This window comes from Szabonella alba (assembly GCF_016765775.1).
GTDB lineage: Bacteria > Pseudomonadota > Alphaproteobacteria > Rhodobacterales > Rhodobacteraceae > Szabonella > Szabonella alba.
The window spans coordinates 163,227-188,298 of sequence record NZ_JAESVN010000003.1 but is presented as its reverse complement, the minus strand read 5'-3'; the positions used below and the strand labels follow the sequence as shown (position 1 = coordinate 188,298).

The 25,072-nt window shown below is 62.7% G+C and carries 24 protein-coding genes; 12 read left to right on the top strand and 12 right to left on the bottom strand.

Translation table 11 applies throughout. From position 1 onward, the window contains the following. Nucleotides 1–57: 57 nt before the first annotated feature. The gene (locus tag JL811_RS08475) at nucleotides 58–339 is read right to left on the bottom strand and encodes a hypothetical protein (RefSeq protein ID WP_202688088.1); all 282 of its coding nucleotides are present in this window, start codon (nucleotides 337–339) and stop codon (nucleotides 58–60) included. Between the two features lie 196 nt (nucleotides 340–535). Between JL811_RS08475 and pepN the strand changes: the two genes are divergently transcribed. Beyond that, on the top strand, nucleotides 536–3,097 hold the full coding sequence (pepN, locus tag JL811_RS08470) for an aminopeptidase N (RefSeq protein WP_202688086.1): 2,562 nt from the start codon (nucleotides 536–538) through the stop codon (nucleotides 3,095–3,097). Next, nucleotides 3,090–3,836, top strand: a complete 747-nt coding sequence (locus tag JL811_RS08465; protein WP_202688084.1) for an SDR family oxidoreductase — start codon at nucleotides 3,090–3,092, stop codon at nucleotides 3,834–3,836. Before pepN ends, JL811_RS08465 begins: the two co-directional genes overlap by 8 nt. 699 nt (nucleotides 3,837–4,535) lie before the next feature. Here JL811_RS08465 and JL811_RS08460 read toward each other — a convergent pair. The 7 genes from JL811_RS08460 to JL811_RS08430 all read right to left on the bottom strand — a co-directional run bounded on the left by JL811_RS08460 (nucleotide 4,536) and on the right by JL811_RS08430 (nucleotide 10,064). Then, nucleotides 4,536–5,564: a rolling circle replication-associated protein gene (locus tag JL811_RS08460; protein ID WP_202688082.1), complete on the bottom strand. Its 1,029-nt coding sequence runs from the start codon at nucleotides 5,562–5,564 to the stop codon at nucleotides 4,536–4,538. A gap of 204 nt (nucleotides 5,565–5,768) precedes the next feature. Further along, the gene (locus JL811_RS08455) at nucleotides 5,769–6,461 is read right to left on the bottom strand and encodes a M15 family metallopeptidase (protein ID WP_202688080.1); all 693 of its coding nucleotides are present in this window, start codon (nucleotides 6,459–6,461) and stop codon (nucleotides 5,769–5,771) included. Beyond that, nucleotides 6,458–6,940, bottom strand: coding sequence for a hypothetical protein (locus tag JL811_RS08450; protein ID WP_202688078.1), 483 nt, complete (start codon nucleotides 6,938–6,940; stop codon nucleotides 6,458–6,460). Before JL811_RS08450 ends, JL811_RS08455 begins: the two co-directional genes overlap by 4 nt. Before the next feature lie 86 nt (nucleotides 6,941–7,026). Beyond that, entirely contained in the window at nucleotides 7,027–8,709 is a 1,683-nt protein-coding gene (locus JL811_RS08445) for a hypothetical protein (protein WP_202688076.1), read from the bottom strand. Nucleotides 8,710–8,720: 11 nt separating this feature from the next. Beyond that, the gene (locus tag JL811_RS08440; protein ID WP_202688074.1) at nucleotides 8,721–9,653 is read right to left on the bottom strand and encodes a hypothetical protein; all 933 of its coding nucleotides are present in this window, start codon (nucleotides 9,651–9,653) and stop codon (nucleotides 8,721–8,723) included. Beyond that, nucleotides 9,643–9,912, bottom strand: a complete 270-nt coding sequence (locus JL811_RS08435) for a hypothetical protein (protein WP_202688072.1) — start codon at nucleotides 9,910–9,912, stop codon at nucleotides 9,643–9,645. Before JL811_RS08435 ends, JL811_RS08440 begins: the two co-directional genes overlap by 11 nt. Continuing rightward, on the bottom strand, nucleotides 9,912–10,064 hold the full coding sequence (locus JL811_RS08430) for a hypothetical protein (protein ID WP_202688071.1): 153 nt from the start codon (nucleotides 10,062–10,064) through the stop codon (nucleotides 9,912–9,914). The genes JL811_RS08435 and JL811_RS08430 overlap by 1 nt, the downstream gene beginning before the upstream one ends. A gap of 241 nt (nucleotides 10,065–10,305) precedes the next feature. On the opposite strand from JL811_RS08430, the gene JL811_RS08425 reads away from it, so the two are divergent. Together JL811_RS08425 and JL811_RS08420 are read left to right on the top strand one after the other, a co-directional pair. Beyond that, nucleotides 10,306–12,069 carry a SulP family inorganic anion transporter gene (locus tag JL811_RS08425; protein WP_202688070.1) on the top strand — a complete coding sequence of 588 codons (1,764 nt, stop codon included), beginning with the start codon at nucleotides 10,306–10,308 and terminating at the stop codon, nucleotides 12,067–12,069. A gap of 122 nt (nucleotides 12,070–12,191) precedes the next feature. Continuing rightward, entirely contained in the window at nucleotides 12,192–13,061 is an 870-nt protein-coding gene (locus tag JL811_RS08420; RefSeq protein WP_202688068.1) for a helix-turn-helix transcriptional regulator, read from the top strand. Between the two features lie 348 nt (nucleotides 13,062–13,409). Here the strand turns inward: JL811_RS08420 and tsf are convergent, their stop codons facing one another. Then, a complete protein-coding gene (gene tsf / locus JL811_RS08415; RefSeq protein WP_202688067.1) occupies nucleotides 13,410–14,306 on the bottom strand; it encodes a translation elongation factor Ts in 897 nt (298 codons plus the stop codon). 77 nt (nucleotides 14,307–14,383) lie between these two features. Continuing rightward, on the bottom strand, nucleotides 14,384–15,163 hold the full coding sequence (rpsB, locus tag JL811_RS08410; RefSeq protein WP_202688066.1) for a 30S ribosomal protein S2: 780 nt from the start codon (nucleotides 15,161–15,163) through the stop codon (nucleotides 14,384–14,386). Between the two features lie 286 nt (nucleotides 15,164–15,449). Between rpsB and JL811_RS08405 the strand changes: the two genes are divergently transcribed. The 3 genes from JL811_RS08405 (at nucleotide 15,450) to JL811_RS08395 (ending at nucleotide 18,156) form a co-directional block, all read left to right on the top strand. Then, nucleotides 15,450–16,343 carry a PfkB family carbohydrate kinase gene (locus tag JL811_RS08405; protein WP_202688065.1) on the top strand — a complete coding sequence of 298 codons (894 nt, stop codon included), beginning with the start codon at nucleotides 15,450–15,452 and terminating at the stop codon, nucleotides 16,341–16,343. Nucleotides 16,344–16,387: 44 nt separating this feature from the next. Beyond that, nucleotides 16,388–17,311 (top strand): pseudouridine-5'-phosphate glycosidase, encoded by a 924-nt coding sequence (locus JL811_RS08400; RefSeq protein WP_202688064.1) that lies wholly within the window; start codon nucleotides 16,388–16,390, stop codon nucleotides 17,309–17,311. A gap of 125 nt (nucleotides 17,312–17,436) precedes the next feature. Beyond that, nucleotides 17,437–18,156, top strand: coding sequence for a DUF502 domain-containing protein (locus tag JL811_RS08395; protein WP_202688063.1), 720 nt, complete (start codon nucleotides 17,437–17,439; stop codon nucleotides 18,154–18,156). A gap of 28 nt (nucleotides 18,157–18,184) precedes the next feature. Here JL811_RS08395 and JL811_RS08390 read toward each other — a convergent pair whose 3' ends face one another. Both JL811_RS08390 and JL811_RS08385 read right to left on the bottom strand, forming a co-directional pair. Further along, complete coding sequence (locus tag JL811_RS08390) at nucleotides 18,185–19,231, bottom strand: patatin-like phospholipase family protein (protein ID WP_202688062.1); 1,047 nt, start codon at nucleotides 19,229–19,231, stop codon at nucleotides 18,185–18,187. An 82-nt stretch (nucleotides 19,232–19,313) separates the two neighbouring features. Beyond that, entirely contained in the window at nucleotides 19,314–20,099 is a 786-nt protein-coding gene (locus JL811_RS08385) for a 3-hydroxybutyrate dehydrogenase (RefSeq protein WP_202688061.1), read from the bottom strand. Between the two features lie 313 nt (nucleotides 20,100–20,412). Between JL811_RS08385 and JL811_RS08380 the strand changes: the two genes are divergently transcribed. The 5 genes from JL811_RS08380 to JL811_RS08360 all read left to right on the top strand — a co-directional run bounded on the left by JL811_RS08380 (nucleotide 20,413) and on the right by JL811_RS08360 (nucleotide 25,034). Beyond that, nucleotides 20,413–22,239 (top strand): extracellular solute-binding protein, encoded by a 1,827-nt coding sequence (locus JL811_RS08380; protein WP_202688060.1) that lies wholly within the window; start codon nucleotides 20,413–20,415, stop codon nucleotides 22,237–22,239. Nucleotides 22,240–22,293: 54 nt separating this feature from the next. Next, nucleotides 22,294–22,416 (top strand): entericidin, encoded by a 123-nt coding sequence (locus JL811_RS08375; protein ID WP_202688059.1) that lies wholly within the window; start codon nucleotides 22,294–22,296, stop codon nucleotides 22,414–22,416. A 263-nt stretch (nucleotides 22,417–22,679) separates the two neighbouring features. Next, the gene (locus JL811_RS08370; protein WP_202688058.1) at nucleotides 22,680–23,627 is read left to right on the top strand and encodes a sulfurtransferase; all 948 of its coding nucleotides are present in this window, start codon (nucleotides 22,680–22,682) and stop codon (nucleotides 23,625–23,627) included. Between the two features lie 115 nt (nucleotides 23,628–23,742). Continuing rightward, entirely contained in the window at nucleotides 23,743–24,870 is a 1,128-nt protein-coding gene (locus tag JL811_RS08365) for a YeeE/YedE family protein (RefSeq protein ID WP_202688057.1), read from the top strand. After that, on the top strand, nucleotides 24,867–25,034 hold the full coding sequence (locus JL811_RS08360) for a hypothetical protein (protein WP_202688056.1): 168 nt from the start codon (nucleotides 24,867–24,869) through the stop codon (nucleotides 25,032–25,034). Before JL811_RS08365 ends, JL811_RS08360 begins: the two co-directional genes overlap by 4 nt. Nucleotides 25,035–25,072: the final 38 nt, after the last annotated feature.

Sequence of the window (25,072 nt, the reverse complement as noted above, 5' to 3'; positions counted from 1 at the left end):
AAACCCCGCCTTTTCAGAGGCGGGGTTGTCACACAGTCAGGTCAGGTGACCCGAAGATCAGTTCGCCGGGGCGGGCGTTTCTGCCGGAGCCGTCGGCGCACCCGGGGTCACCTGTTCCTCGGCGCCGGTTGCCGGAGCGGCAGACGGATCGGCCATCGGCTCGGTCGCCGGAACCGAGGTTTCGGGCTGGCTCGCCCTCCCGGCGTCCTCATCCGTGGTCGACTGCCAGAAATTGCTGACACCCAGAAAGACGACAAAGGCCAGCGCGACGGTAATCCCGACGATGGGCCCCCAATGGCGGCGTTTCTGGCGTTGGAGGTTGGTCTGCGGTGCGGACATGAGGTTTTCCCTTTCTCTTCGCGACATTACTAGTTGGCCGACTGGTCACGGCGGACATCCGGGCGACCATCCGGCCGGCCACTTGCTGTATCAACGCCGCGGGGCGCAAGTGGTTCCGAAATGACTGCCATACCACCTTGCGCCTGAGCTTTCCGGCCCTAGACTGCCGCCAACACAGGAGGCCCCCTTGCAGGACATGTCATCGCCCCCCGCTTCACCGACGCCAGTGCGCCTTGCCGATTACCGGCCCTCGCCCTGGCGCATTGACCGCGTAGCGCTGCAGTTCCGGCTTGCCCCGCGCGGCACGACCGTCACGGCGCGGCTGGAAATTTCATCTGCGCCGGGGGGCGAGGATCTGCGGCTGGACGGTGAAGGGTTGCGGCTGCTGTCCTTGCGGCTGGACGGTCGCGCGCTTGATCTGCGCCCCGATGACCGGGGGCTGACGATCCCCGCCGCCGATCTGCCCCAGGGCGCCTTCACGTTGGAAAGCGTGGTCGAGATCGACCCCGCCGACAATACGGCCCTTGAGGGGCTTTACATGTCCAAGGGCATGTATTGCACCCAATGCGAGGCCGAGGGGTTTCGCAAGATCACCTTCTATCCGGACCGGCCCGATGTGATGGCCCCCTTCGATGTGACCATCGAAAGCGACCTTCCGGTGCTTCTGTCCAACGGCAATCCTGCGGGGCAGGGGCGCTGGACCGATCCCTGGCCCAAGCCCGCCTATCTGTTCGCGCTGGTTGCGGGCGATCTGATCGCCCATTCGGCGCGGTTCACCACGGCCTCCGGGCGCGGGGTCGATCTGAACATCTGGGTGCGCCAGTGCGATGAGGATCACTGCGCCTATGCGATGGACAGCCTGATCCGGTCCATGCGGTGGGACGAACAGGTTTATGGCCGCGAATATGATCTGGATGTGTTCAACATCGTTGCGGTCGATGATTTCAACATGGGCGCGATGGAGAACAAGGGGCTGAACATCTTCAATTCGCGCTATGTTCTGGCCAGCCCCGAAACCGCGACCGATGATGATTACGCCCGGATCGAGGCGATCATCGCGCATGAATATTTCCACAACTGGACCGGCAACCGCATCACCTGCCGCGACTGGTTCCAGCTTTGCCTGAAGGAAGGGCTGACGGTTTACCGCGACCAGCAGTTTTCCGGCGACATGCGCAGCCATGCCGTCAAGCGCATCGAGGATGTGCTGATGCTGCGCGCCCGCCAGTTCCGCGAGGATGCCGGACCTCTGGCCCATCCGGTACGGCCCGAATCTTATGTCGAAATTAACAATTTCTACACCGCCACCGTCTATGAAAAGGGCGCCGAGGTGATCGGCATGTTGCGCCGGCTGGTCGGGGATGACGGCTATGCCAAGGCACTGGACCTTTATTTCGCCCGTCATGACGGGGAGGCCGCGACGATCGAGGACTGGCTGGCGGTCTTCGAGGAGGCGACGGGCCGCGATCTGGCGCAGTTCAAACGCTGGTATTCCGAGGCCGGAACCCCGCGCGTGCGGGTCACCGAACAGTATGAGGCCGGGCACCTGACCCTGCATCTGGAACAGATCAACCCGCCAACCCCGGGCCAGCCGCGGAAATCGCCCAAGGTCATTCCCATCGCGGTCGGCCTTCTGTCGCCCGAGGGTCGGGAAGTGCTGCCGACCACGGTGCTGGAACTGACCGGGGCGCAGCAGGCGTTCAGCTTTGACGGGCTGGAGGCGCGGCCCGTGGTTTCGATCCTGCGGGGCTTTTCGGCGCCGGTGATCCTTGAACGCGCGGTGGGTGCCGCGGAACGCGCCTTCCTGCTGGAGCATGACACCGACCCTTTCAACCGGTGGGAGGCGGGCCGCGCGCTGGCCAAGGACCTGCTGGCGCGGATGGTGACGGATGGGACGGATCCGGGGCCGGACTGGATGACGGCGATGGAGGCCGTGACCTTCGATGACGGGCTTGAACCGGCCTTCCGCGCGCTGGTGCTGCGGCTGCCCTCCGAGGATGACATGGCCCAGACCCTGCATGCGGCAGGCCATGTGCCCGATCCGGCCGCAATCCATACCGCGCGGCGGCGGATGCAGGCGGTTCTGGCCAACGGCCTGGCCGCGCGGCTGCCGGATCTTCTGGCCGCGCTGGACGATCCCGGCCCCTATACCCCCGATGCTGCCGCCGCCGGTCGGCGGGCGCTGCGCATGGCGGCGCTTTCGCTCTTGTCCCGGGTCGATGGCGGTGCGGCGGCCCGTGCGACCTTTACCACAGCCGACAACATGACGGTTGAGGTGGGGGCGCTGGCCTGCCTGCTGGAGATCGGGGCAGGGGATGAGGAACTTACCCGCTTTGCCACCCGCTGGGGGGAAGACCGGCTGGTGATGGACAAGTGGTTCACGCTGCAGATCCTGCATGCCGCGCCGGAAACCGTGGCTGAACGGACCGAGGCGCTGACCGGGCATGCGGATTTCGACATGCGCAATCCCAACCGTTTCCGCGCGATATTCGGCGCGCTGGCGGCCAATCATGCCGGGTTCCACCATGCCGATGGTGCGTCCTACAGATTGCTGGCTGATTGGCTGATCCGGCTGGATGCGCTGAACCCGCAGACAGCGGCGCGGATGTCGACGGCCTTTGACAGCTGGTCCCGAATGGATGTGGACCGGCAGGACATGATCCGCGGTGAACTGACACGGATCCGGGCCACGCCCGGCCTGTCCCGCGATCTGGGTGAAATGACGGAACGGATGCTGGGAGGAGCAATCAATGCGTAAGACAGTTCTGGTAACAGGGGCCTCGACAGGGATCGGGGCGGCAACGGCTCGGCTGGCTGCCCGCGACGGCTGGGACGTGGCGGTTCACTACCGCGCCGACCGCGAAGGCGCGGAACTGACCGCCAAAGCCTGTGAGCAATTGGGCGCCACCACTGCGCTGCTGCAGGCCGACCTGTCGGATCCCGAGGCAGTTGCGGGGCTGTTTGCGGCCTTCGACGCAGCTTTTCCGCGCCTTGACGCGCTGGTCAACAATGCGGGAACCGTGGACATGCCCGCGCGGGTCGAAGAGATTGATCTGGAACGGCTGAACCGCACCTTCGCGATCAATACGATTTCCCCGATGCTGGCCGCGGCCGAGGCCGTGCGGCGCATGTCGACAGCGCGCGGCGGGGCAGGCGGCGTGATCGTCAATGTCACCTCGATTGCCGCCCGCATGGGCAGCGCCAATGAATATGTCGATTACGCCGCCGCTAAGGGCGCGATGGACAGCTTCAACAAGGGTCTGTCGAATGAGGTTGCCCAGCAGGGCATCCGCGTCGTTGCCCTGCGGCCCGGCATCACCGATACCGGCATCCATGCGCGCGGCGGTCAGCCCGACCGGGCCGAACGGCTGCAGCATCTGATCCCGATGGCCCGGCCCGGCACGCCCGAGGAACTGGGCGAATCCATCGTCTTCCTGATCTCGGACCGGGCCAGCTATATCACCGGCACGACGCTGGATGTTTCGGGCGGGCGCTGAAAACCGCATGCCATGACCGGGGGGCGCAACGGTTGCGCCCCCCGGTCATAAGCATATGGGGCAGCAGGTGAAAACGCCGCTGGCATATGGTGGCAGGGTGCCGGTTCAGGGCGCTCCAATAATCCGATAATCAATAAATTGTAAAATGTGTTGCCGGGTTACCACGTTTAGGGGAGGGCGGCAGGGTTTGCGATCGGAGCGGAAGGGAAGCACCGCATGAGGTATACCGACCTGTAACAAACCTCACGAACTGGACAATGTTCGTTATGGGCAAGTTTTCCCGCATAGCGGGAGCAGGACCGGCCCACCTACAGCCCCCTATGATTGGAGCGGCGGGCCGGTCCTGCGGCTTATCGGCACCATGGCACGAAAGGCCGGGAGCCGCCAGAACCCCGAGACGAGGCGGGCCGAGTCTTGCAAGCCTCAGGCCGCGCGGGTTTCAGATCGAGCTGCCGCGAGTCCCGCGCCGGAGGGCGCTTAGACACGCTAGGGCTACGTTGCACTTCGCCCTGGCTGATCGTGGTAAGGGGGGCGGTCCGCTTCGCGGAGGCTGGACGCCGACCGCCAGAGTGAACGAGCGTGGGAAGTTGCGCAGAAAGGATTTGCTGCGCTCTCGATACACGCATCGTGTCGCGGGAAACGCCGGAAGGAGCCAGCGTAACGCGACGAGAGGAGGGAGCCGGAGCCTTTGAAGGCCGGTCAGGTTTTTTTCTTGAAGCCATCTTGTGTCCTTTCATATCCAAGAAAGTGCATTTTTAAGTTGACGATACCGGCTAGATGCCAGTCCTCGTCATAATAGTCTTCAATCAGGATTTTACTAAGCACATCTTTTTCAGATGGGCGAAACCGGTCTATTTCCTCTTTTATGTATTCGAGGAATTGATCGGTGGGCGGATAAAACGCCCCATCCTTAGCCCGTTGAAGGGCGAATTTGTCGAATGTGTTTCGAACCCATTCATTCATTTTAGAGCGATCAGCAGAATCTTGCGTGATCGCATTGAGATAATCCCGGCGGGTTGCGCCGGTCATGTAGTAGGGGCGCTGACGATCAGCGCCGGGGGGCAGATAATTGAAGGACGAGGGCAGGACGCCCAGTTCTTTTGCCTTCTCAGCTTTGCGGGCAAACCATTCTGCCCCAATTGCGGGTTTTTTAGAGAGGGAAAACCAAGCAGTGTTTTTGTCGTCAGCAAGGATATATTTGCAGACGTAGCGGATGGATTTTTGGGAGGCAGACCAGTCCGCTTTGATATGGCCATGCGGCCATTCGCGAATGTGAACCATTCGCTCTTGCGGTATCTCTCGACAGAACGGGGCATCATCCTGGGTGATACCCTCGGGGTAGTCGTCTTTGTATCGAGGCACCACGCCCCTTTCGCCCAAAGGCTCAAGGTGGCTAAAGAACAGAATAGCGTGGAAATGGGCACGGCCCTTAAGATCACCATATTCGCCAGCGACGAGATACCTTACTTTGTGACCCGAACGACGAAGTTGCTTCATGAAAAGCTGGAAATGGCGCGGATGTAGGATTTTGTCCGCGAGATCAGACCGGGGAGCGTATGTCAGGGTCAGAGTGCAGCAAACGGAGGAGGTATTAGCCTCAGCCATTGCGCGACCGACATAACCATCCACCCGGTTTTTATTGCAGCGCCAGCATTGTTTGCATGGCACTGGCATTTGTTCCCATTCCGGGCCGCGTTGTATCCAGATGAAGGATGGAGATATGCACATTTTCGGCCCCGTTCGGTTCGGTGTCACTAGAAGGATATACTCATCAAGCTATACGTGCGCGCCCCCGCGAAATCAGAGATTTCGGCGGGGGCGCAAGGGGGCAAGCCCCCTTAAACCCCCAAAGAGGTTAGTCCGACACAACAATAGGGCTAGCGCGCGCAGAGCGAACAGAAGTGCTAACTAGCCTTGTTTTTTTGGTCGTCCTTAGAGTTTTGTATCGCGCAGAATTGCGCGAGGAGTGAGACGTAAGGGAGGACCGACAGGCAACCGCTCGATGCGGTCGCGATAGTCGGTGATTTCCCAGTGCGCAGGATCAAAAAGGCTCTTGAAATCGCCGCCCCATGTCAGATGCAGTTTCTGATCTTTGTTGAGAGGGGCATTGATCTTGTCGAGGCAGAGACGCCCGAGCACGTGGAGCATGGCCCATTCCTGTTTTGTCATAGTCCAATGATAGACGCCGTGGACGATGTCCACTGCTTCGCCCACGTTGTGCGCAGAGGTAGGGTAGGGCGCGCGCGTCACCTTGCGCGCCATAAGTTGATTTTGTTCGGCTTCCGTGCGGAACGCCGAGTGAACGTAGAGAGGGATGCCGCGCTTGCGGGCAGCCTCTTGAAAGAGTGCCGACCAGCGCATAAGACGCCGGTCAGTTTGCTGCCAGTCAGCGCGATCCCATTGGGTCAGTTGACGATCAGTGAGGAAGAAACCGGGGGCCTGAAGGCGTTGGGGAGCGACCCACGCGGAAGGCTCAGGCAATTCCCCGGCGAAGAACTGATCTTCGAACCGGCCAAGCTCAGCTTGGCCGAGTTCATTGCGCGCGGTGGCGTGGAGACGGGAGGGGCCAAGAAGGCCCCTCTGGAAGTCTTGAAACCACCGCTTTACGGTTTGCCCCGGCCTCATTCTTCGGGATCCGGGGCAGGGGGATCAGCGGGCGCAGGAGCGGGCGAAGGCTCGACAAGGGAGGCCTTGTTTTGAGCCTTGAGCAGCTTCAATTGCTTCGCGGTCTCAGCCCGCATTTCCCGCAGCATGGCGCGTTGTTCGAGTTCGAAGACGCGACGCGCCCGAAGAACTTCGGCAAGGGTGCCGCTTTCGTCGGGCATACGGTCAATATTGGTATAGACCTCGCCCGTAGGCTCGAAAGAGGTATTGCCCGGGCGATAGTGAAACACGCGGGTGCCCTTGGGGGCATCGACGCGGAAAGCTACCGCTTCCGATACTTCGACGTCGAAGTCCGCCCCGAGGCCGTATAGGGCTTCGACGCCTTGGGCTTCGATGTAGAGGGCGGCGGTTTGCGATGCCCGCAGCCGCAGGATGCCCTTGCCGGTTTCGATTTTTTCATTGGGTTTGACCTCAGACCAGTTGAGAGGATTAAATTTCATCGGACTGCCTTTTGAAAGATTGTTTCAAGGATGGTGCATTTTTGTTAGCCAGGTTGAGGCCTGGCTAACGATTATGCACAGACGAATTATTCACCGGCCTCTTGGACCGCTTCATAATCGTCATTGTTTTCCGCCAGAATGTCGCCCATCTGGGTCAGACCAGCGATGGACACCGAGTGGCGGTAGACGACTTCGAAGGCGTCGCCCTCGGGGTCCGAAAAGACCTCGTGCGGGAAGTCGGCCGGGGCAAGGTAATGGCTGTCGGAGAAAGTCGGATTGACCAATTCGGTCTGCCAGATATTCGACCGGTTTTCAGTCCAGCCGCCTCCGGGGGTGTCCATATAGAAATCCCCGCCAAGGCGGGTGAAATTCCGCCTCCATTTGTAATTCATGGGTTCATAGCCATAAAGACCGGCAGGGGTGCTGTGTTTGCTGTCGATCCGACGATTTTGAACCAGATCGACCGGTTCAACGCGCTGGACGTCACGCAGAGCGTTGGGAAGATGATCGAACCTAAAGCAGCGCAGATATTCATCAGTCATGCGCTCGTCGATACGCTCAGGAAGCACTTCGACAGTAATGATGATCATACCGCCAACGTCCTGTTGCGGGACGTTGAGGGTCAGGGAGGCGGAAGCGCGGCCAAGAGTGACCGAGGCGTCAAGATTAGCGCCGTCGGTAGCGTGCCGTTCGACAAAGCCGACCGGCACGCGTTTGCTATCGAGCAGCCAAGGCCGCTTGAACTGATCTTGAGGCACGGAAATGCCCTGCATCAGAAGGGCGACAATGGTGTCGTCATTGTCAAAGCCGGTGGCATCATTGCCCGCATAGGCGGTGCGCAGCTTGGCGAATGCCTGTGTGGTGCGGGCCTTGTCGATATCGGCAAGGGTGACCGGAATACCGGCACCGCCGGTGTTTTCGATCATGAGGCCCGCCATATCGACTTGAAGACCGCCCTGCGGATCGTAGTAAATCGCCGGGGTGCCGCTCACAGACATGCTTCCGGACACTGAGTGAATAGGTCCGTCAACAGCGACGGCCCCGGTATCCTTGCGTCTGACGGACCCGACGCGACCGGCAGCGCCGGGCTTGACGGTGACCGTGCGCAAAAGATCGCCGGTCAGTTCAAGAGACCCGGCAGCCACGTCGAGATCGAACGAGCCGAGAACAAGAGCGCGTTCATAGTCGGGAACGATATTGGAGAGGCGAGAGGACGGCCAGAAGGCGCGGGGGAGGGACATCGCCTCAGCGGCGGCTTCGGTATAGTATGGACGCCGCGTCAGGCGCGACGAGTGCGCTGCAAGACGGAAATTGTACACCAACGTGAACGCGTCGTGCAGATCGTGGTTGAAGGTTTCAAGGTTATTGGCATGAAGGCCAAGAGCCCTGTTGAATTCATGAGTGCCGAAGCCGGGACCGGCGGACCCATAGGTGAAGTAACCGGGGGGAGTGCGATCAGCAGCACCAAGGGCCTTAATCGTTTCGCCGGTCATAGCGTGCATGAGTTCATCACGGCCAGCGAATTGCGGGAAGGCCGATTTGGGGACGAACCATGCCTGAACATTCGCGAAAACGCCGTTCAGGAGGGGCTTGGGCATCTCTTTGAGTTGAATGTCGATGCCGCAGCGACCGGACGCGGAGTCGCCCGGAAAGAGCGGGATATAACCGACAGGCTGGACCTTGCCAGCGCGACCGGAGGACATGAGAACGCATTCATCCGGGCGGACGGTGCGGTTGAAGGAAACGGGAGTGGTCGATTGACGTGCCATCGGCAGTCCTTTCAGCGGAAAATGGACCCGAAATTCGGCGCATAGGGAAACGAAGGCAAAGCCTTGCCCTTTACCGATTTCGGCTTGACTGGTTTGATGTGATCGCCCTGACGGGCGCTCACAGTGTCACGCGGGATAGCGTGAGAAGGCGTAATTTGCATACGCTCACGCACTAAAGCGCGCTTTCTGGTTTTCTGGATCAGATCATAAGCTGCGGACGTGGCGACGTTGAAACCAAATGTGGGAACGTCATACCATTGAACCGGCTCATCGCCGTCCATTGTCAGAGAATATACCGGAAACGGTATATTTGGATTGTCCATGACCATAAAGCCAGAGTGGCTTTCTTGATCACGATGATCAGCTTCGCGCCGACTATCGGTTGGATAGCTTAACGGAAGACCCCGAGCAGCGCGAGAAGGATCAGAACCTGCGCCAGCGCCGCTAAAGCCATGAAGTATAGAATGAGTTTGACCATCGAGCGAACCCCTTTGACTCAAAGGACCATTTACCGCACTTGCGGCCCTCTGTCCAACAGGCGGAGGGCCATTGCCGACAGTCGAAACGGCGCTGGGGCCTACAGCCACAACGCCGGATCGGAGTTGATCCAGCTTGAGTTGAGCCAGATCGTTTTGGAGGCGGTCGTTTACACGCCGCCGCTCAGCATCGCCGGAGGTTACATCAGCGACGTCGCGCAGACCCCCGGTAATCAGTTCAATGGAGGCAAGAGGCGGAGCGGAGCCGCTTGCCATGGAGCCGCCGGGCTGACCGTATTGAAGCAAGGTCAGAGGGTTGAAGCCATATTTTTCGGCGGCATCCCGAGCGCCTTGGGCTTGCGACATGATATTGTCACGGGGGGAAGGCGGTTTTTTTCTGCCGAACAGACCGCCGATCCCGCCGATGATAGAGCCGATGCCAGAGAGCAGGCCAGCGTCAAAGGCCATGGCGGAACCTCCGGGATTGATGACCGGAGACGCGCCGTGAGCGGCGCTTATCGCCCGTGGTTTCGTCCCAGAGTTTCTTCATATCCCGGATCAGGATATCCTGCCGGGTCCAGAAGATATCCGAGACGAGAACGGCCTCAGGAGGCAGAGCCGCCAGAGGATCAAACAGCCAATCCTCAGGATTGCTGTTCCGCCAGAGCCACGAAAGGGCTTCGGTATAGCTGCTGACAGGCGGGCGATCAGCCCGCATGTCAAGCATCAGTAGACCCCCGCAGGCAGCAGGGGCGCGGAGCAGATGGCGCGGTAAAACGCCGGGTAGCTTGTCGCAACCAGCGCACCAAGACCGCCGAGAACCGGCGGCAGGATGGTGCGCATGAGCGTGAAGGCGACCGCCTCTTTCACTTTTGTCATTGTGGAACCCTCGTTTGCGCTGAATTGCGCCAGAGGAACGTGGATCAGGGCATTGTGCCCGTGCAAGATGAAAGAATCCGATAATCAATATTATGTAAAATACAGATCCACACGGGTCAGCGCATGCCGCATCTTTTGGCTCCACAGTCTTCTAACTCCGGTCTCCGGGAAATATATTCAAACCTTGCAATATGATTGGCAAAGAATAGATAGGCGCATAACCCGTTTCCGGAGCCACCCAATGCGCCGTTATTTTCCCATTCTAGACTGGTCGCGCGGCTATGGGCGCGAAACGCTGATGGCGGATCTGGTGGCGGCCGTGATCGTGACGATCATGCTGATCCCGCAAAGCCTTGCCTATGCATTGCTGGCCGGTCTGCCGCCCGAGATCGGGCTCTATGCCTCCATCGCGCCCTTGCTCCTTTATGCGGTTTTCGGAACATCGCGGACGCTGGCCGTTGGCCCGGTGGCCGTCGTCTCGCTGATGACGGCGGCGGCGGTCGGGCAACTGGCGCAGGAAGGCAGTGCCGAATATCTGGGCGCGGCCTTGGCGCTGGCCTTGCTTTCCGGGGTGATGTTGCTGGCGATGGGTGTCCTGCGCCTTGGTTTCATTGCGAATTTCCTCAGCCATCCGGTCATTTCGGGGTTCATTACCGCCTCGGGCATCCTGATCGCGGCGGGACAGGTTCCGCATCTGTTGGGCATCTCAGCATCGGGTCATAACCTGCTGGAACTTATCGGCAATGTTCTGACCGGTCTTGACGGGATCAACCCGTTCACCCTGATGATCGGGATTTCTGCGACGGGATTTCTGTTCTGGTCACGCGGAAATCTGAAAAAATGGCTTCTTCACAAGGGCATGTCCGACCTTCCTGCCACCATCCTGACCCGGGCAGCCCCGGTGGCCGCGGTCGCGGTGACGACCCTTGCGGTCTGGGGGTTTGGCCTTGCGCAATCGGGCGTGGCGATTGTGGGCGATGTGCCCAGGGGCCTGCCCCGGCCGCAACTGCCGCCGCTGGATCCTGATCTTTGGCGCGCCATCCTTGTGCCCGCGCTGATGATCTCGATTGTCGGCTATGTCGAAACGGTTTCCGTCGCCCAGACCCTTGCCGCGCGGCGGCGTCAACGCATCGACCCCGATCAGGAACTTGTCGCTTTGGGGGCCTGCAATATTGGCTCGGCCCTGTCGGGTGGCTTTCCGGTGACGGGTGGTTTCGCCCGATCAGTGGTGAATTTCGACGCGGGCGCGCAGACGCCTGCCGCCGGGGCCTTTACCGCGCTTGGCATGGCGCTGGCGGTGATGTTTCTGACCCCTTTGCTGTTCTTTCTGCCCAAGGCCACGCTGGCGGCAACGATCATCGTCGCGGTGCTGACACTGGTGGATCCGGGGGCGCTGCGGCGGGTCTTTGCCTATAGCCGCGCCGATGGGGCGGCGATGGCGGCCACCCTGTTTGTTACGCTGGCCTTCGGGGTTGAACCGGGGATCGTGGCCGGGGTCGCGCTGTCCCTGTTCCTGCATCTTTACCGCACGTCGCGCCCGCATGTTGCGGTGGTGGGCCAAGTGCCGGGGACCGAACATTTCCGCAATGTCGACCGCCATGCCGTCATCACCGCGCCCGATGTCCTGACCGTGCGCGTCGATGAAAGCCTTTATTTCCCCAATGCCCGGTTCCTTGAGGATTTCGTGCAGGACCGCATCGCCCGCAACCCGGCCCTGCGCCATCTGGTGCTGATGTGCCCGGCGGTGAATGAGGTCGATGCCTCGGCGCTGGAAAGCCTGGAAACCATCAACCGGATGCTGGCCGATGGCGGCGTCACGCTGCATCTGTCCGAGGTCAAGGGGCCGGTGATGGACCGGCTGCGCCGCAGTTCCTTTCTGGAGGCGATGTCGGGGCGGGTTTTCCTGACGCAATATGATGCGATGCGCGCCCTTGCCCCTGACCTGACCGCCCGGACGCTGGCCGCCTGCCGGCGTGAAACTCAGCGCGCCCCCCTGCCCGACTGACATGCGGGCGGCTTGCGCGGCAAAGGGACTCGACAGCGGATATCAAACAGGCTTACGCAAAGACAGGAAGCGCAATCCTGTCGCACCGCCCCTTCCGGAAAGCCTGATTTGCCGAGCATGCCTTGCCTCTGACCCGCCTGAACGACATCGCCAATTCCGCCACGCTGGATGAGGCATGGGCCGCAGCCACCCCCCGCTTTGCCGAACTGGGCTTCGCGCGGGTCAATTATGGCCTGACCCGGTTCCGGTTGGACTGGTCGGTTGGCGATCCGGACGATGCCATATATCTTTCAACGGCTTCGCCTGAATATATGAGATTCTACTTCAAGGGCGGGCACTTCTCCCGCACCCCGATTTTCCGCTGGTTGGTCTACAATACCGGTCTCACGACATGGCGCTGGGTCGAAGAGGATTACGCGGCGGGCCACCTGTCCCCCGGTGAGACCGAGGCGGTGCGGCTGAACCTGTCGCTGCAGGTCCGGGCCGGGCTGACGATCAGCTTTCCGACGCAGAACCGGCGCGTGAAGGCAGCGCTCGGGCTGATTGCCGATCCGGGGCTGGACCATGACGATGTGGACAGAATTCTGGCCCAGCATGGGGCCGAGATCGAAGCGATATCGCATATGCTGCATTTCCGCATCGCTTCCCTGCCCCCGGCCTATGCGCTGCGGCGTCTGACCGACCGGCAGCGCGAAGCGCTGGAATGGGTCGCCGATGGCAAGACCACGCAGGATATCGCGCTGCTGATGGGCATTTCGGCGGCCATGGTGGAAAAGCATCTGCGGCTGGCGCGGGCGGCACTGAATGTCGGAACCACCGCACAGGCCGTGGCCAAGGGCACGCTTCTGAACATGATCTTCACACGCGTCGTTCCCGACCGGTCAGGGGGCGAAGATCCCGCCAGAACGCCTGTCGGAGTTCCTGCCGGGGCGCCCGCCACATCCCCGCCCCTTGCAGCGGCCCGCGCCGGGGTCGAGAAAACGGAGAGGTAAGGGATTCCGGACTTACCCGACGGCAACTTATCCGCCAATAAGGCGCCGTTCCATGAGTGGTGGCTTGGCCAGGGGAACCGGGCGGGATCAGGGACGGTCGCAATTTCGACCGTGCCCCTGCCTTTCGTCGAACCCCAGCGACGCCCTCTGTCCGGTCACAGGGTTAATTCGTAAGGTAATGGTATCGGTTTCGATCTGTCGGCAACAGACCGGCGATCAGAGGCGTGAGTGCAGAAAACGGCGCACCCGGAGGGGTCGCGCCGTTTTCCTGTTTCCGGTCGAATTCCTGCGGATGCATTGTCGCGCGGAGGGCAGGGCAAGGATTTCCCCGCCCTGCCCTCCCGCAGATCAGCCCGCGAGGGTCTTGGCCACCTCGGCGGCGAAGTCCTCTTCCTTCTTCTCGATGCCTTCGCCCACGGCGACACGCACGAAAGCCGTGACCTCGACGCCCGCATCCTTGGCAGCCTGCGCCACGGTGATATCGGGGTTCATCACGAATTTCTGGCCCATCAGGGTATTTTCTTCCAGGAACTTCTTCATCCGGCCCGGAATGATGTTGTTCTGAATAACCGCTTCGGGCTTCGGCTTGGCCGAGGTCGCGTTTTCTTCCATCGCCTTCTGGGTCTGGACGGCCAGTTCGCGTTCCACCACCACCGGGTCGAGATCGGCCTCGGACAGCGCCATGGGCGAGGTCGCGGCGATATGCATGGCGATCTGCTTGGCGATCGCGGCATCCGAACCGGTCACGGCCACCAGAACGCCGATCTTGCCCATGCCGTCAGCGGCGGCGTTATGGACATAGGAGGCGACGGTTTCGCCCTCGACCGAGGCCATGCGGCGCAGGGTCATGTTCTCACCGATCACCATGATTGCCGAGGTCACGGTATCGGCCACCGACTTGCCGTCCAGATCAGTCGTCTTCAGCGCCTCGATATCCGACGCGCCAAGAGCGGCCTTGGTGATGCCCGATACGAGTTTCTGGAAATCGGCATTCTTGGCGACGAAATCGGTTTCCGAGTTCACCTCGACCGCAACGCCGCGACCGCCCGAGACGGCCACGCCGACCAGACCTTCGGCGGCCACACGGTCAGCCTTTTTGGCGGCCTTGGCCAGACCCTTGGTGCGCAGCCAGTCAACGGCGGCTTCCATGTCGCCATCGGTCTCGGTCAGGGCCTTCTTCGCATCCATCATGCCTGCGCCGGTCGATTCGCGCAGTTCCTTCACCATCTGGGCGGTGATTGCCATTTCGGCTCTCCTCATGAATTGGTTTGTCCCGGCGGGGAATTATCCCCGCCGGGTAACGGTCAGACGACAGAGGCGTCTCAGCCTTCGGCGGTCTCGACGGAGACTTCGGCGACAGCCTCTTCGACGGGCGCCTGTTCCATCTCACCGATGTCGATGCCAGCGGCACCCATCTGGGCGGTCATCCCGTCAAGGGCGGCCCGGCTGACCAGATCGCAGTAAAGCGCGATGGCACGCGACGCGTCGTCATTTCCGGGGATCAGATAGTCGATGCCCTTGGGCGAGCAGTTGGTATCGACCACGGCCACGACCGGGATGCCCAGTTTCTTGGCTTCCAGAATCGCAAGGTCTTCCTTGCCCACATCAATCACGAACAGAAGATCCGGCACGCCGCCCATTTCGCGGATGCCGCCCAGCGAGGCTTGCAGTTTCGACTGCTCGCGCTCCATGTTCAGGCGTTCTTTCTTGGTCAGGCCCTCGGCGCCCGATGCCAGCAGCTCATCAAGCTGCTTCAGGCGCTGGATCGACTGGGACACGGTTTTCCAGTTGGTCAGCGTGCCGCCCAGCCAGCGGTGGTTCATGTAGAACTGCGCGGATTTCTCGGCGGCTTCGGCGACGGCCTTCTGGGCCTGACGCTTGGTGCCGACGAACAGGATGCGGCCACCCTTGGCAACCGTGTCGCGAACGACTTTCAGCGCCTGATCCAGCATCGGAACGGTCTGGGTCAGGTCGACAATGTGAATGCCATTGCGTTCGCCATAGATGTATTCGCCCATGCGGGGATTCCAGCGTGCGGTCTGGTGGCCGTAGTGAACGCCAGCTTCAAGCAGCTGACGCATGGAGAACTCGGGGAGCGCCATGTCCAATTTCCTTTTCCGGTTTGCGCCTCGGCGGAGCCATCTCGGAGCAGTTGCCCCAACCGGTGGACTGAACAGGGATTTCTCCCCCGCCAGCCCGGACCCCGCCTGTGAAGTGCGCGCCCATTAGCCCGGGGGCGCGCGGAATGCAAGGGCGAAAGGGGGCGCTGCCCCCCTCGGTGCCACTGGCCCCTCCCCCCCCCGAGGTATTTCGGCCAAGATGAAAGGCGCACGCGGATGCATGGGGACGGGCTTGCGCGGCGCAGCACTTTCGGCGATCAGGGATATCATGACGAAACCGGATATCCTTTGTATCGGATCGGTCCTTTGGGATGTGATCGGACGCGCCCCGGCGGTGATGCGGCTTGGCTCGGATGTGCCGGGGCGGATCACGCGCCTTCCCGGCGGCGTGGCGCTGAATATCGCGATGACGCTGCGGCGCTTCGGGCTGTCGGTCGGGCTGCTGTCTGCCGTGGGCAAGGATGCCGAAGGCGCGGAACTGGTTGCGGCCTGCGCACGGATGGGGCTGATCACCGATCACCTATATCTGTCCGAGGATCTGCCGACCGACCGCTATATGGCAATCGAAGGGGCGAATGGCCTGATCTCGGCCATAGCCGATGCCCATTCGTTGGAGGCGGCAGGGGAAAAGATCCTGCGCCCCTTGGCCGATGGGTCCTTGGGATCGCCCGAGGCACCCTTTGCCGGGGCCATGGCGCTGGACGGCAATCTGACCGAGGCGCTTTTGGCCGGGATCGCGGCCTCGCCCCTGTTCGCGCGGGCCGATCTGCGCGTGGCCCCTGCCTCGCCCGGCAAGGCCGAACGGCTGCTGCCCTTGCTGCGCCATTCCCGCGCGACGCTGTATGTCAATCTGGAAGAGGCGGGGCTGCTGGCCAAGGAAAGCTTTGCCGATGCGCCAACGGCGGCGGCGGGATTGCTGGCACGCGGCGCGGCGCGGGTGCTGGTCACCGATGGCGGCCGGGAAAGCGCCGAGGGGCGCGCGGGCGCAGGCGTCATTGCCGCCCGCCCGCGTGAGGTTCTGGTGACCCGCGTGACCGGGGCGGGTGACACCTTCATGGCCGCCCATGTGGTGGCCGATCTGGCGGGCCTTCCGCGTGAGGCGGCCCTTGCCCGCGCACTTGAAGTCGCCGCCGATTACGTCTCGGGGGAAATCGGAAGCTGACCCTTCCGCCCCCTGCCCTTTTTCCTGCTGCGGAGCCAAGGTTCATGACCCTTCCCCTGACCATCCATCCCGAGATCGCCGAGGCGCTGGCCGCAGGGCAGCCCGTGGTGGCGCTGGAATCCACGATCATCACCCATGGCATGCCATGGCCGCAGAATGTCGAAACCGCGCGGATGGTCGAGGCCGATATCCGCGCCGCGGGCGCGCTGCCCGCCACCATCGCGGTGATGGGCGGGCAGATCCGCGTGGGGCTGGAGCCCGATATGCTGGACCGGCTGGGCCAGACGCCGGGGGCGCGGAAACTGTCGCGCGCGGATCTGGCCGATTGTCTTGTCAGCGGTGAAACCGGGGCAACCACCGTGGCCGCGACCATGATCTGCGCGCAGGCGGCGGGAATTGATGTCTTTGCAACCGGCGGGATCGGCGGCGTGCATCGCGGCGCGGAACAGAGTTTCGACATTTCCGCCGATCTGCGCGAACTGGCACAGACGGCGGTGACGGTGGTGGCGGCCGGGGCCAAGGCGATCCTCGATCTGCCGAAAACGCTGGAAGTTCTGGAAACGCTGGGCGTGCCGGTCATTGCCTATGGTCAGGACGATTTCCCGGCCTTCTGGGCGCGGTCCTCGGGGTTGGCGGCGCCGCTGCGCGCCGATGATGCGGGCCGCATTGCGGCAACTCATCTGATGCGGGCGCGGCTGGGTCTGCCGGGGGGGCAACTGGTGGCCAATCCGATCCCGCCCGATGCCGAGATCCCGCTGGCGGAAATCGGCCCGGTGATCGAGACCGCGCTGGCCGAGGCGGGCGCGCAGGGCATCGCGGCCAAGGCCGTCACGCCCTTCCTGCTGCGCCGGATTTTTGAGCTGACCGAGGGTCGGTCGCTGGCGGCCAATATCGCGCTGGTGCGCAACAATGCCCGGCTGGGTGCCGCGATCGCCACCCGGATCGCCGAACAGCGCCGCGCGGGCTGACACCGCAGCGCCCCCCATCCGGCAGCGCCGCGGCAGGCCCGCTTTATCCCATCGCAGAGCGGTCATTGCCCATTGTGGCGCTGCCATGCTGCCCCTAGATTTACCGCAGCAAACGCAGGTCAGACATGAGCGACACCCCCACCCCGAAACGGCGCGGCATCATCGGCTTTCTGCGCAGTTCCTTTCTGACCGGACTGGTTGTCGTGTTGCCGGTCGCGCTGACGCTTTACCTGATCTGGACGGTGACGGGCTGGATCGACGGGTTCGTGCTGCCCTTCATCCCGGCAGGATACCGGCCCGAGGCCTTGATGCGCTATTTCATGGGCGAAAACTATGACTACAGCGTGCGCGGCGTCGGCGTTGTGGTCTTTCTGATCTTCACCATTCTGGTGGGCTGGATCGCGCGGGGGCTGATCGGGCGGTCCTTCATCGCATGGGCGGAACGGCTGGTTGACCGGATGCCGGTGGTCCGGTCGATCTATAACGGGCTGAAACAGATCGCTGAAACGGTCTTTGCCCAGACCGACCAGAATTTTGAAAAGGCCTGTCTGGTGGAATATCCCAAGGAAGGGATCTGGGCCATCGGTTTCATCTCGACCCATGCCAAGGGCGAGATCGCGGCAAAATTTCCCGAACATGACGAAATCCTGTCGGTTTTCCTGCCGACCACCCCGAACCCGACCTCGGGGTTTCTTTTGTTCGTACCCTCGACCTCGGTCAGGATGCTGGACATGAAGATCGAGGATGCGGCCAAGCTGATCATTTCGGCGGGGCTGGTCTATCCCAATGACCGCGGTGCCATCGCGGTGCAGCAGGCGCAACTGCCGCCCGGGATGCAGCCCTAAGGCCGGATTGCCGGGGGCTGCTGCGGCGTCAGTCCAGCAGGCTGCGCGGATCGAAACTGCCGCCCTTGCCGATCGTGTCTCGGTGCCGGGTCAGAAAGCCCTTGGCCGCTGCCCGCCCTGCCCGTTTCAGCCGTTGCAGCAACCACGGCGAAGGCAGCATTTTCGAACTTGCCGAAAGCTCATTCATCAGCCGGTCATCGGTGATCAGATGCAGGGCCACATCCTTCATGCTGCCGGGTTCCAGCTTGCCCGCGCGCAGCAGCCGCTTGACGAAGGCAATGGCCCGCAGGTCGCGCAGCAGGGGCGCGTTGAAGCTGATCTCATTGATCCGGTTCTGGATTTCCAGCGGGGTTGTCGGCACGACTTCCCGCCGCACCGGGTTGATGGCGACAATCACGATATCATCGGGCAGCCCGTGTCCGTAAAGCGGAAACAGCGCGGGATTGCCGGAGTAACCGCCATCCCACCAGGCCTCCATCTTGCCGCTGACCGGGTCGGGTTCCTCGACCGCCTGAAAGACCGTGGGCAGGCAGCCCGAGGCCAGCAGCGCATTGGGCGTGATCTTCTGTCCGGTAAAGACGCCGATATGGCCATCGCGGACATTGGTGGCGTTGACGAAAAGCTGCGGCCCGTCCTCGGCGCAGACCTTCGAGAAATCAAAACGCTGCACGACGGGCTCCAGCGGATGACGCCAAGCCGCGCCAAAGGCATAGGGCGACACCACCTGCGCCGCGATTCCCGTGGGTGAGACGGGAAAGGCAGTTTCCCAGGCGCTGGTCACCGCACTGGCAGCGGCGGCGGCAAAGGGCAGGACGGGCCGCATCCAGGGCATCAGCCGCATGTCGCCCACCATGCTGACGTGCGCCCAAAGTGCATCGAGACTGCGCCGCGCGCCCTCAGGCCCGCCCTCGATCCACCCGGCCTTGAGTGCCGCGCCGTTCAGTGCCCCGGCGGAGGTGCCGGAAATCCCGGCAATCTCGATATCCTTGTCCTGCAGCAGCCGGTCGAGCACGCCCCAGGTAAAGGCGCCATGCGCGCCGCCGCCCTGCAGGGCGAGGTTGATCCGTATCGCCATTGCTGCGGTCCCTTGTATTCGATGCCCGCCGGAGGAAGCCTCCGGCGGAGGAATTTTTGCCAAGATGAAAGGGGGGGGGCGGTCAGAGCGCCGTCCAGCCGCCATCAACGCTGATCGTGGTGCCGGTGATCTGTTCGGCAGCGGCGGAACAGAGAAAGGCCACCGTGCCGCCGATCTGGGCCGTGGTCGCAAACTGGCGCGAAGGCTGGCGCTGCAGCATGACATCACGGATCACGGTTTCGCGGTCCATCTTGTGGGTTTTCATCTGGTCGGGGATCTGTGCCTCGACCAACGGGGTCAGCACATAGCCTGGGCAGACCGCGTTGCAGGTGATCCCCTGCCCTGCGGTTTCCAGCGCGACCGTCTTGGTCAGGCCGACCACGCCATGCTTGGCCGCTACATAGGCGGATTTGAACGGGCTTGCCGTCAGACCATGGGCCGAGGCGATATTGACGATCCGGCCCCAACCGCTTTCGCGCATCATCGGCAGGGCCATGGCGGTGGTGTGGAAGGCCGAGGACAGGTTGATCGCAAGGATCGCATTCCATTTGTCGACAGGAAAATCCTCAACCACCGCGACATGCTGGATCCCGGCATTGTTCACAAGGATATCGCAGGCCCCGGCCTTTTCAATCAGCGCGCGGCATTCGGCGGCGTCCGACATGTCGGCCTTGATATAGCGCACCGTCGCACCGCTGGTGCCGGAATGGTCGCGCTGCAATTCCTCGGCCAGCGCATGGTCTTCCTTGCGGTCGGTATAGGAATTTATGACCACGCTGGCCCCGGCCCGCGCCAGTTCGATCGCAACACCCAGCCCGATGCCGGAATTCGATCCGGTCACGATTGCCGTCTTGCCTGAAAGGGTCATTGCCGCTCTCCATTTTTCTGCATCTGCACAATGGTCGCAGAAAGCGCGGGCCATGGAAAGCTCCGGCAAAGCGCCGCTGCCCATGGATGTGGCAAATCTCTGTGAAGCGCCTGCCGGGCGAGCAAAAAAAAACGCCGGCGCGAAGCCGGCGTTAAGTTATTGAGGCAGGTTTCATACAGGCAAGAAACCTATCGAGCAGTAAGGCTCTTATACGCGCAGGATCGCCGATGGCCAAGTTAAAAGTTTGAATTGACAGCGAAGCAGTCCTAGGGTCTGGCCATAAAAAACGCTTGCGGACGGGATTGTTGCACGGATGAGACAGGTTTTTTTCGCCTCGCGGCGCATGGCGGTGGCCGTCATTCTGTGGGGCTGTGCAGCGATTCCCGGGCTTGGCGAACCGGCCCATGGCATAGCTATGTATGGCGATCCCGCACTCCTACCCGATTTTGTGGCGCTGCCCTATGTGAACCCCGATGCGCCCAAGGGCGGGCGGATTGTTCTGGGCGAAACGGGGGGATTCGATTCGCTCAATCCCTTCTCGATCCGGGGTCGTCCGCCCTGGGCGCAATCGCCCCTGACGGTCGAGACATTGCTGGGCCGCACGGCGGATGAACCCTTCACGCTTTACGGTTTGCTGGCCGAATCGGTCGAGACAGATCCCGCGCGCAGCTTCGTCGAATTCACCCTGAGGGCCGAGGCGCGATTCTCGGATGGCAGTCCGGTGACGGTTGATGATGTGCTTTGGTCCTTCACCGCGCTGGGGACCGAGGGCAGCCCCCCCAATCCGCGCTATTCGGGATCCTGGGCCAAGATCGCGAAATCCGAGATCACCGGGCCGCGCAGCATCCGCTTCACCTTCAACACGCCGGACCGGGAGTTGCCGCTGATCCTGGGGCTGCGGCCGGTGCTGAAACAGGCTGATTGGGAGGGGCGCGACATCTCGGCCAGTTCGATGCGCGCGCCCATCGGATCGGGCCCCTATGTGGTCGGCGATTTCGAGGCCGGGCGCTTTGTAAGTTTCATCCGCGTTCCCGACTGGTGGGGGCGCGATCTGCCCTTCAACCGGGGGCGGCACAATCTGGATGAGATCCGCTATGATTTCTACGGCGATGCCGGGGTGATCTTCGAGGCGTTCAAGGGCGGCGCGGTCACGTCCTTCCGGGAAACCAATGCCGCGCGCTGGCGCGATCAATATGATTTCCCGGCGGTGCAGTCCGGCGCGGTCGTGCAATCCGAAATCCCGCATCGCCGCCCCTCGGGGATCGAAGGGCTGGTGATGAACACGCGCCGCGCGCCGTTTGATGACTGGCGCGTGCGGGAGGCGCTGATCCTTGCCTTCAATTTCGAGCTGATCAATACCACCCTGACCGGTGGGCTGCAGCCGCGCATCCGGTCCTATTTCTCAAACTCCGAACTGGGCATGATCGAGGGCACGCCTGCCGAGGGGCGCGTGGCCGACCTGCTGGCGCCCTTTGCCGATGATCTGCTTCCCGGAGTGATCGACGGCTATGCGCTGCCGGTGTCAGACGGAACACAGGCGAACCGCCGCCACATGCGCGCGGCAATCGCCCTGCTGGCCGAGGCGGGATGGGAGCCGGGCGCGGACGGGCGGATGCGCAATGCCGAAGGTGAGCCCTTCGACTTCGAGATCCTGCTGACGAACGGCGCCTCCGAAACCATCGCCATCGCCTCGATCTATCGGGAGGCGCTGGCCCGGCTGGGCATTGCGGCCCGCATCGCCACCGTCGACAGCGCCCAGATGAAACAGCGCAGCGATCATTATGATTTCGACATGACCACCATCCTGCGGCAGATGTCGCTGTCGCCGGGCAATGAACAGATACTGTATTGGGGCGCGCAGGGGGGAAAGGCCCCCGGCAGCCGCAACCTGATGGGCATGGATGTTCCTGCCGCCGAGGCGATGATCGCGGCCATGCTGGCGGCGCAGACGCAGGACGAATTCACCGCCGCCACCCGCGCGCTGGACCGGATCCTGACCGCCGGGCGCTATGTGATCCCGTTCTCATATGCAACAGTCGGGCGGCTTGCGCATGTGAAGGAGTTGAAATTTCCGGAAAGGATTCCAGTTTATGGCGACTGGCCGGGCTTTCAGCCCGATGTCTGGTGGTATGAGCAATAGGCCCGATCAACGGGCCATTCCCGAGGCAGAACGGAACAGGACAAGGAACAGGACATGAAACGGCGGATCATTCCGATGGTGGTTCTGGCGCTGCTGGCGCTGGCGGGCTGCAACACGATCGACGGGATCGGGCGCGACATCTCGGGCGGGGCGCAGCGCGTCGGCGATTACCTGTAAAGCGGCCGCGCCGGTCGCCCGGTCGCGAGGACGTCACAGGAAACATGCAATAAGAACCATGCCGGGGTCGTTCCCCGGCCTTGGCAGAACGTGGTTCGGCTAATTCAACGGTACCGGAATTTATTTCGCCCTTTTCACAAGGGGCCGAAACTCTGTTTCGGGCTGGACGGGATTACAGCGGGCGGAGCGGAACGAATGGCCTTGAAACCCTGCCATCTGCCAGCACATAAGCCGCAACAATGGTCCTTTCCCGGGGGAAGCACATGAAAACCTATCTTGCCATCGCCGCGACGTCGCTATTGCTTGCAGCGCCGGCACTGGCGCAGCAAATCGGCCCGCTGGTCACGCCGCAGGAACTGAATGAATATATCGAGACGGTGGAACCGCTGGTTCTGGATATCCGCACTGATACCACGCCCGAGGGCAGCCTGATCTATGAGGCAGGCCATGTTCCCACGGCTATTCCCGCCCCCTATGGCATTTTCCGCGGCCCGGCCAGCAATCCCGGCGGACTGCCCGATCTGGAAGTTCTGGGCGAAACCCTGCGCAATATCGGGGTCGAGCGGGAATATCCGGTGGTGATTGTCCATCAGGGCAAGGACGAGACCGATTTCGGCGCTGCCGCCCGGGTTTACTGGACGCTCAAATCGCTGGGGGTCAGCGAGATCGCAATCCTGAATGGCGGCATGCGCGCTTGGGAGGCGGCAGGCCTGCCTGTGACGGTCGATACTTATTCGGCGCTGCGGTCCGATGATGACTTCACCTTCGCTCCCGACTGGCTGGCCACAACCGATGAGGTCAGGGCGATTGTCGAAGGCGATGAACAGGCAACGCTGGTCGATGCAAGGTCCGAAAGTTTCTGGCGCGGGGAAGAGGCCCATGGCGATGCCGCCCGCCCCGGCACCCTGCCGCAATCGGAATATTTCACGCATTCGCGCTGGTTCTCGAAGGACCCGACGCTGATCGACGCCGAAGGCGCCCGCGCGCTGGCCGAGGCCAATGGCTATGCCCCGGGCGACACTCTGGTCTCCTTCTGCAATACCGGCCACTGGGCCGCGACCAACTGGTTCGCGCTGTCCGAACTGGCGGGGATCGAAGGCGTGAAGCTTTATCCCGACAGTCTGGTGGCATGGTCCAATGCCGATCTGCCGATGGAAAATGTCCCCGGCCCGATGCAGCGGATCTGGTATTCGATCAAGGGCATTTTCTGATCCACAAGCACCTGCCCTGCCCCACCCGTCTGGCAGGGCAAGGCGCATCCGACCGATTGACCCCGCGCCGCCCCCGTTCCAGAAGGGGGCGGCGTTTTCCAAGGACTGACCCGACATGACCGATATTTCCTCCCCCTCCGCTGGCCGGGCTGGCCGCTTTGCCGCCCGCAGCGGGCTGATCCTTGGCGTTCTGGTTGCGGCCTTTGCCGTGGCCGCGATGGCCGGGCCGCGTTACGGGCTTTTGCTGCTGATCGGGCTGGGCTTCGGCATGGCGCTGGAAGGGTTCCGCTTCGGCTTTGCCGGGCCGTGGCGCGCGATGATCCTGCGACGTGAACCGCAGGGGTTGCTGGCGCAACTGCTGGCGATCGGGCTGGTGGCGCTGGTGGCCTTTCCGCTGCTCCAATCCAATGCTGGCGAGCTGAGCGGCGCCCATGCGCCCGTCGGTTTCGCGATGATCGGCGGCGCCTTTGTCTTTGGCGCGGCAATGCAGGTTGTGCTGGGCTGCGGATCGGGCACGCTGGTCAATGCCGGGTCGGGCAATGCGGTCGGCGCGCTGGCGCTGGTCTTCTTCGCGCTTGGCAGTTTCGCGGGCAGTCTGCATCTGGGCTGGTGGACGGGGCTTGGTTCCGCCCCCGTGCTGGCACTTTCGGGGATGGAAGGTCTGGGTATCACACTGGCGGGTCTGGCGGTCGTGGCCGTGGTGGCAATCCGCCTTGGCACCGGCGGCAGCGCGCGTCTGCCCCGGCGGCTGGTGCTGGCCGCGATTGCGATTGCCGTGCTGGCGATCCTGAACCTGATCGTCGCGGGTCAGCCCTGGGGTGTGGTCTACGGGCTGGGGCTTTGGGCCGCGAAAGGCGCGCAGGCAGTGGGGATGGAGGTTTCGGCCAATGCTTTCTGGGCCGCCCCCGGCAATGCCGAGCGTCTGGCCTCGTCGATCCTGACCGATGTCACCTCGCTGACCAATCTCGGGATCCTTGGCGGCGCCTTTCTGGTGGCTGCATGGCGTCAGGGCCTGTCCGCCCCGGTCGCGAAACTGCCGCTGAAGGCCTGGGCTGCGGTGGTGGTCGCGGGGCTTTTGCTGGGCTATTCCTCACGTCTGGCCTTTGGCTGCAATGTCGGGGCCTTCTTCTCGGGCGTCTCGACCGGCAGCCTGCATGGCTGGGTCTGGTTCGCCGCCGCCTTCGCGGGCAGCTTTTACGGCATCAAGCTGCGCCCCCTGCTTGGACTGGAGCCCCGCCAATGACCCGCGCCGTGATCTCTGCCGCCGTTCTGCTGGGTGCCCTTGGCATCGTTGCCGCCGATCTTGCAGCCAGTGAGCCGCTGAACCCGTTCCGCGCGCCGCCCCTTCTGGCGCTGGGGTCGGGGCAGGCGGCCTCGGGCGCGCATTGCGCCGCCCCCGCCCGCTGACGCTGCATCATATTGCCTATCTCCGCGCAGGGGGGTAG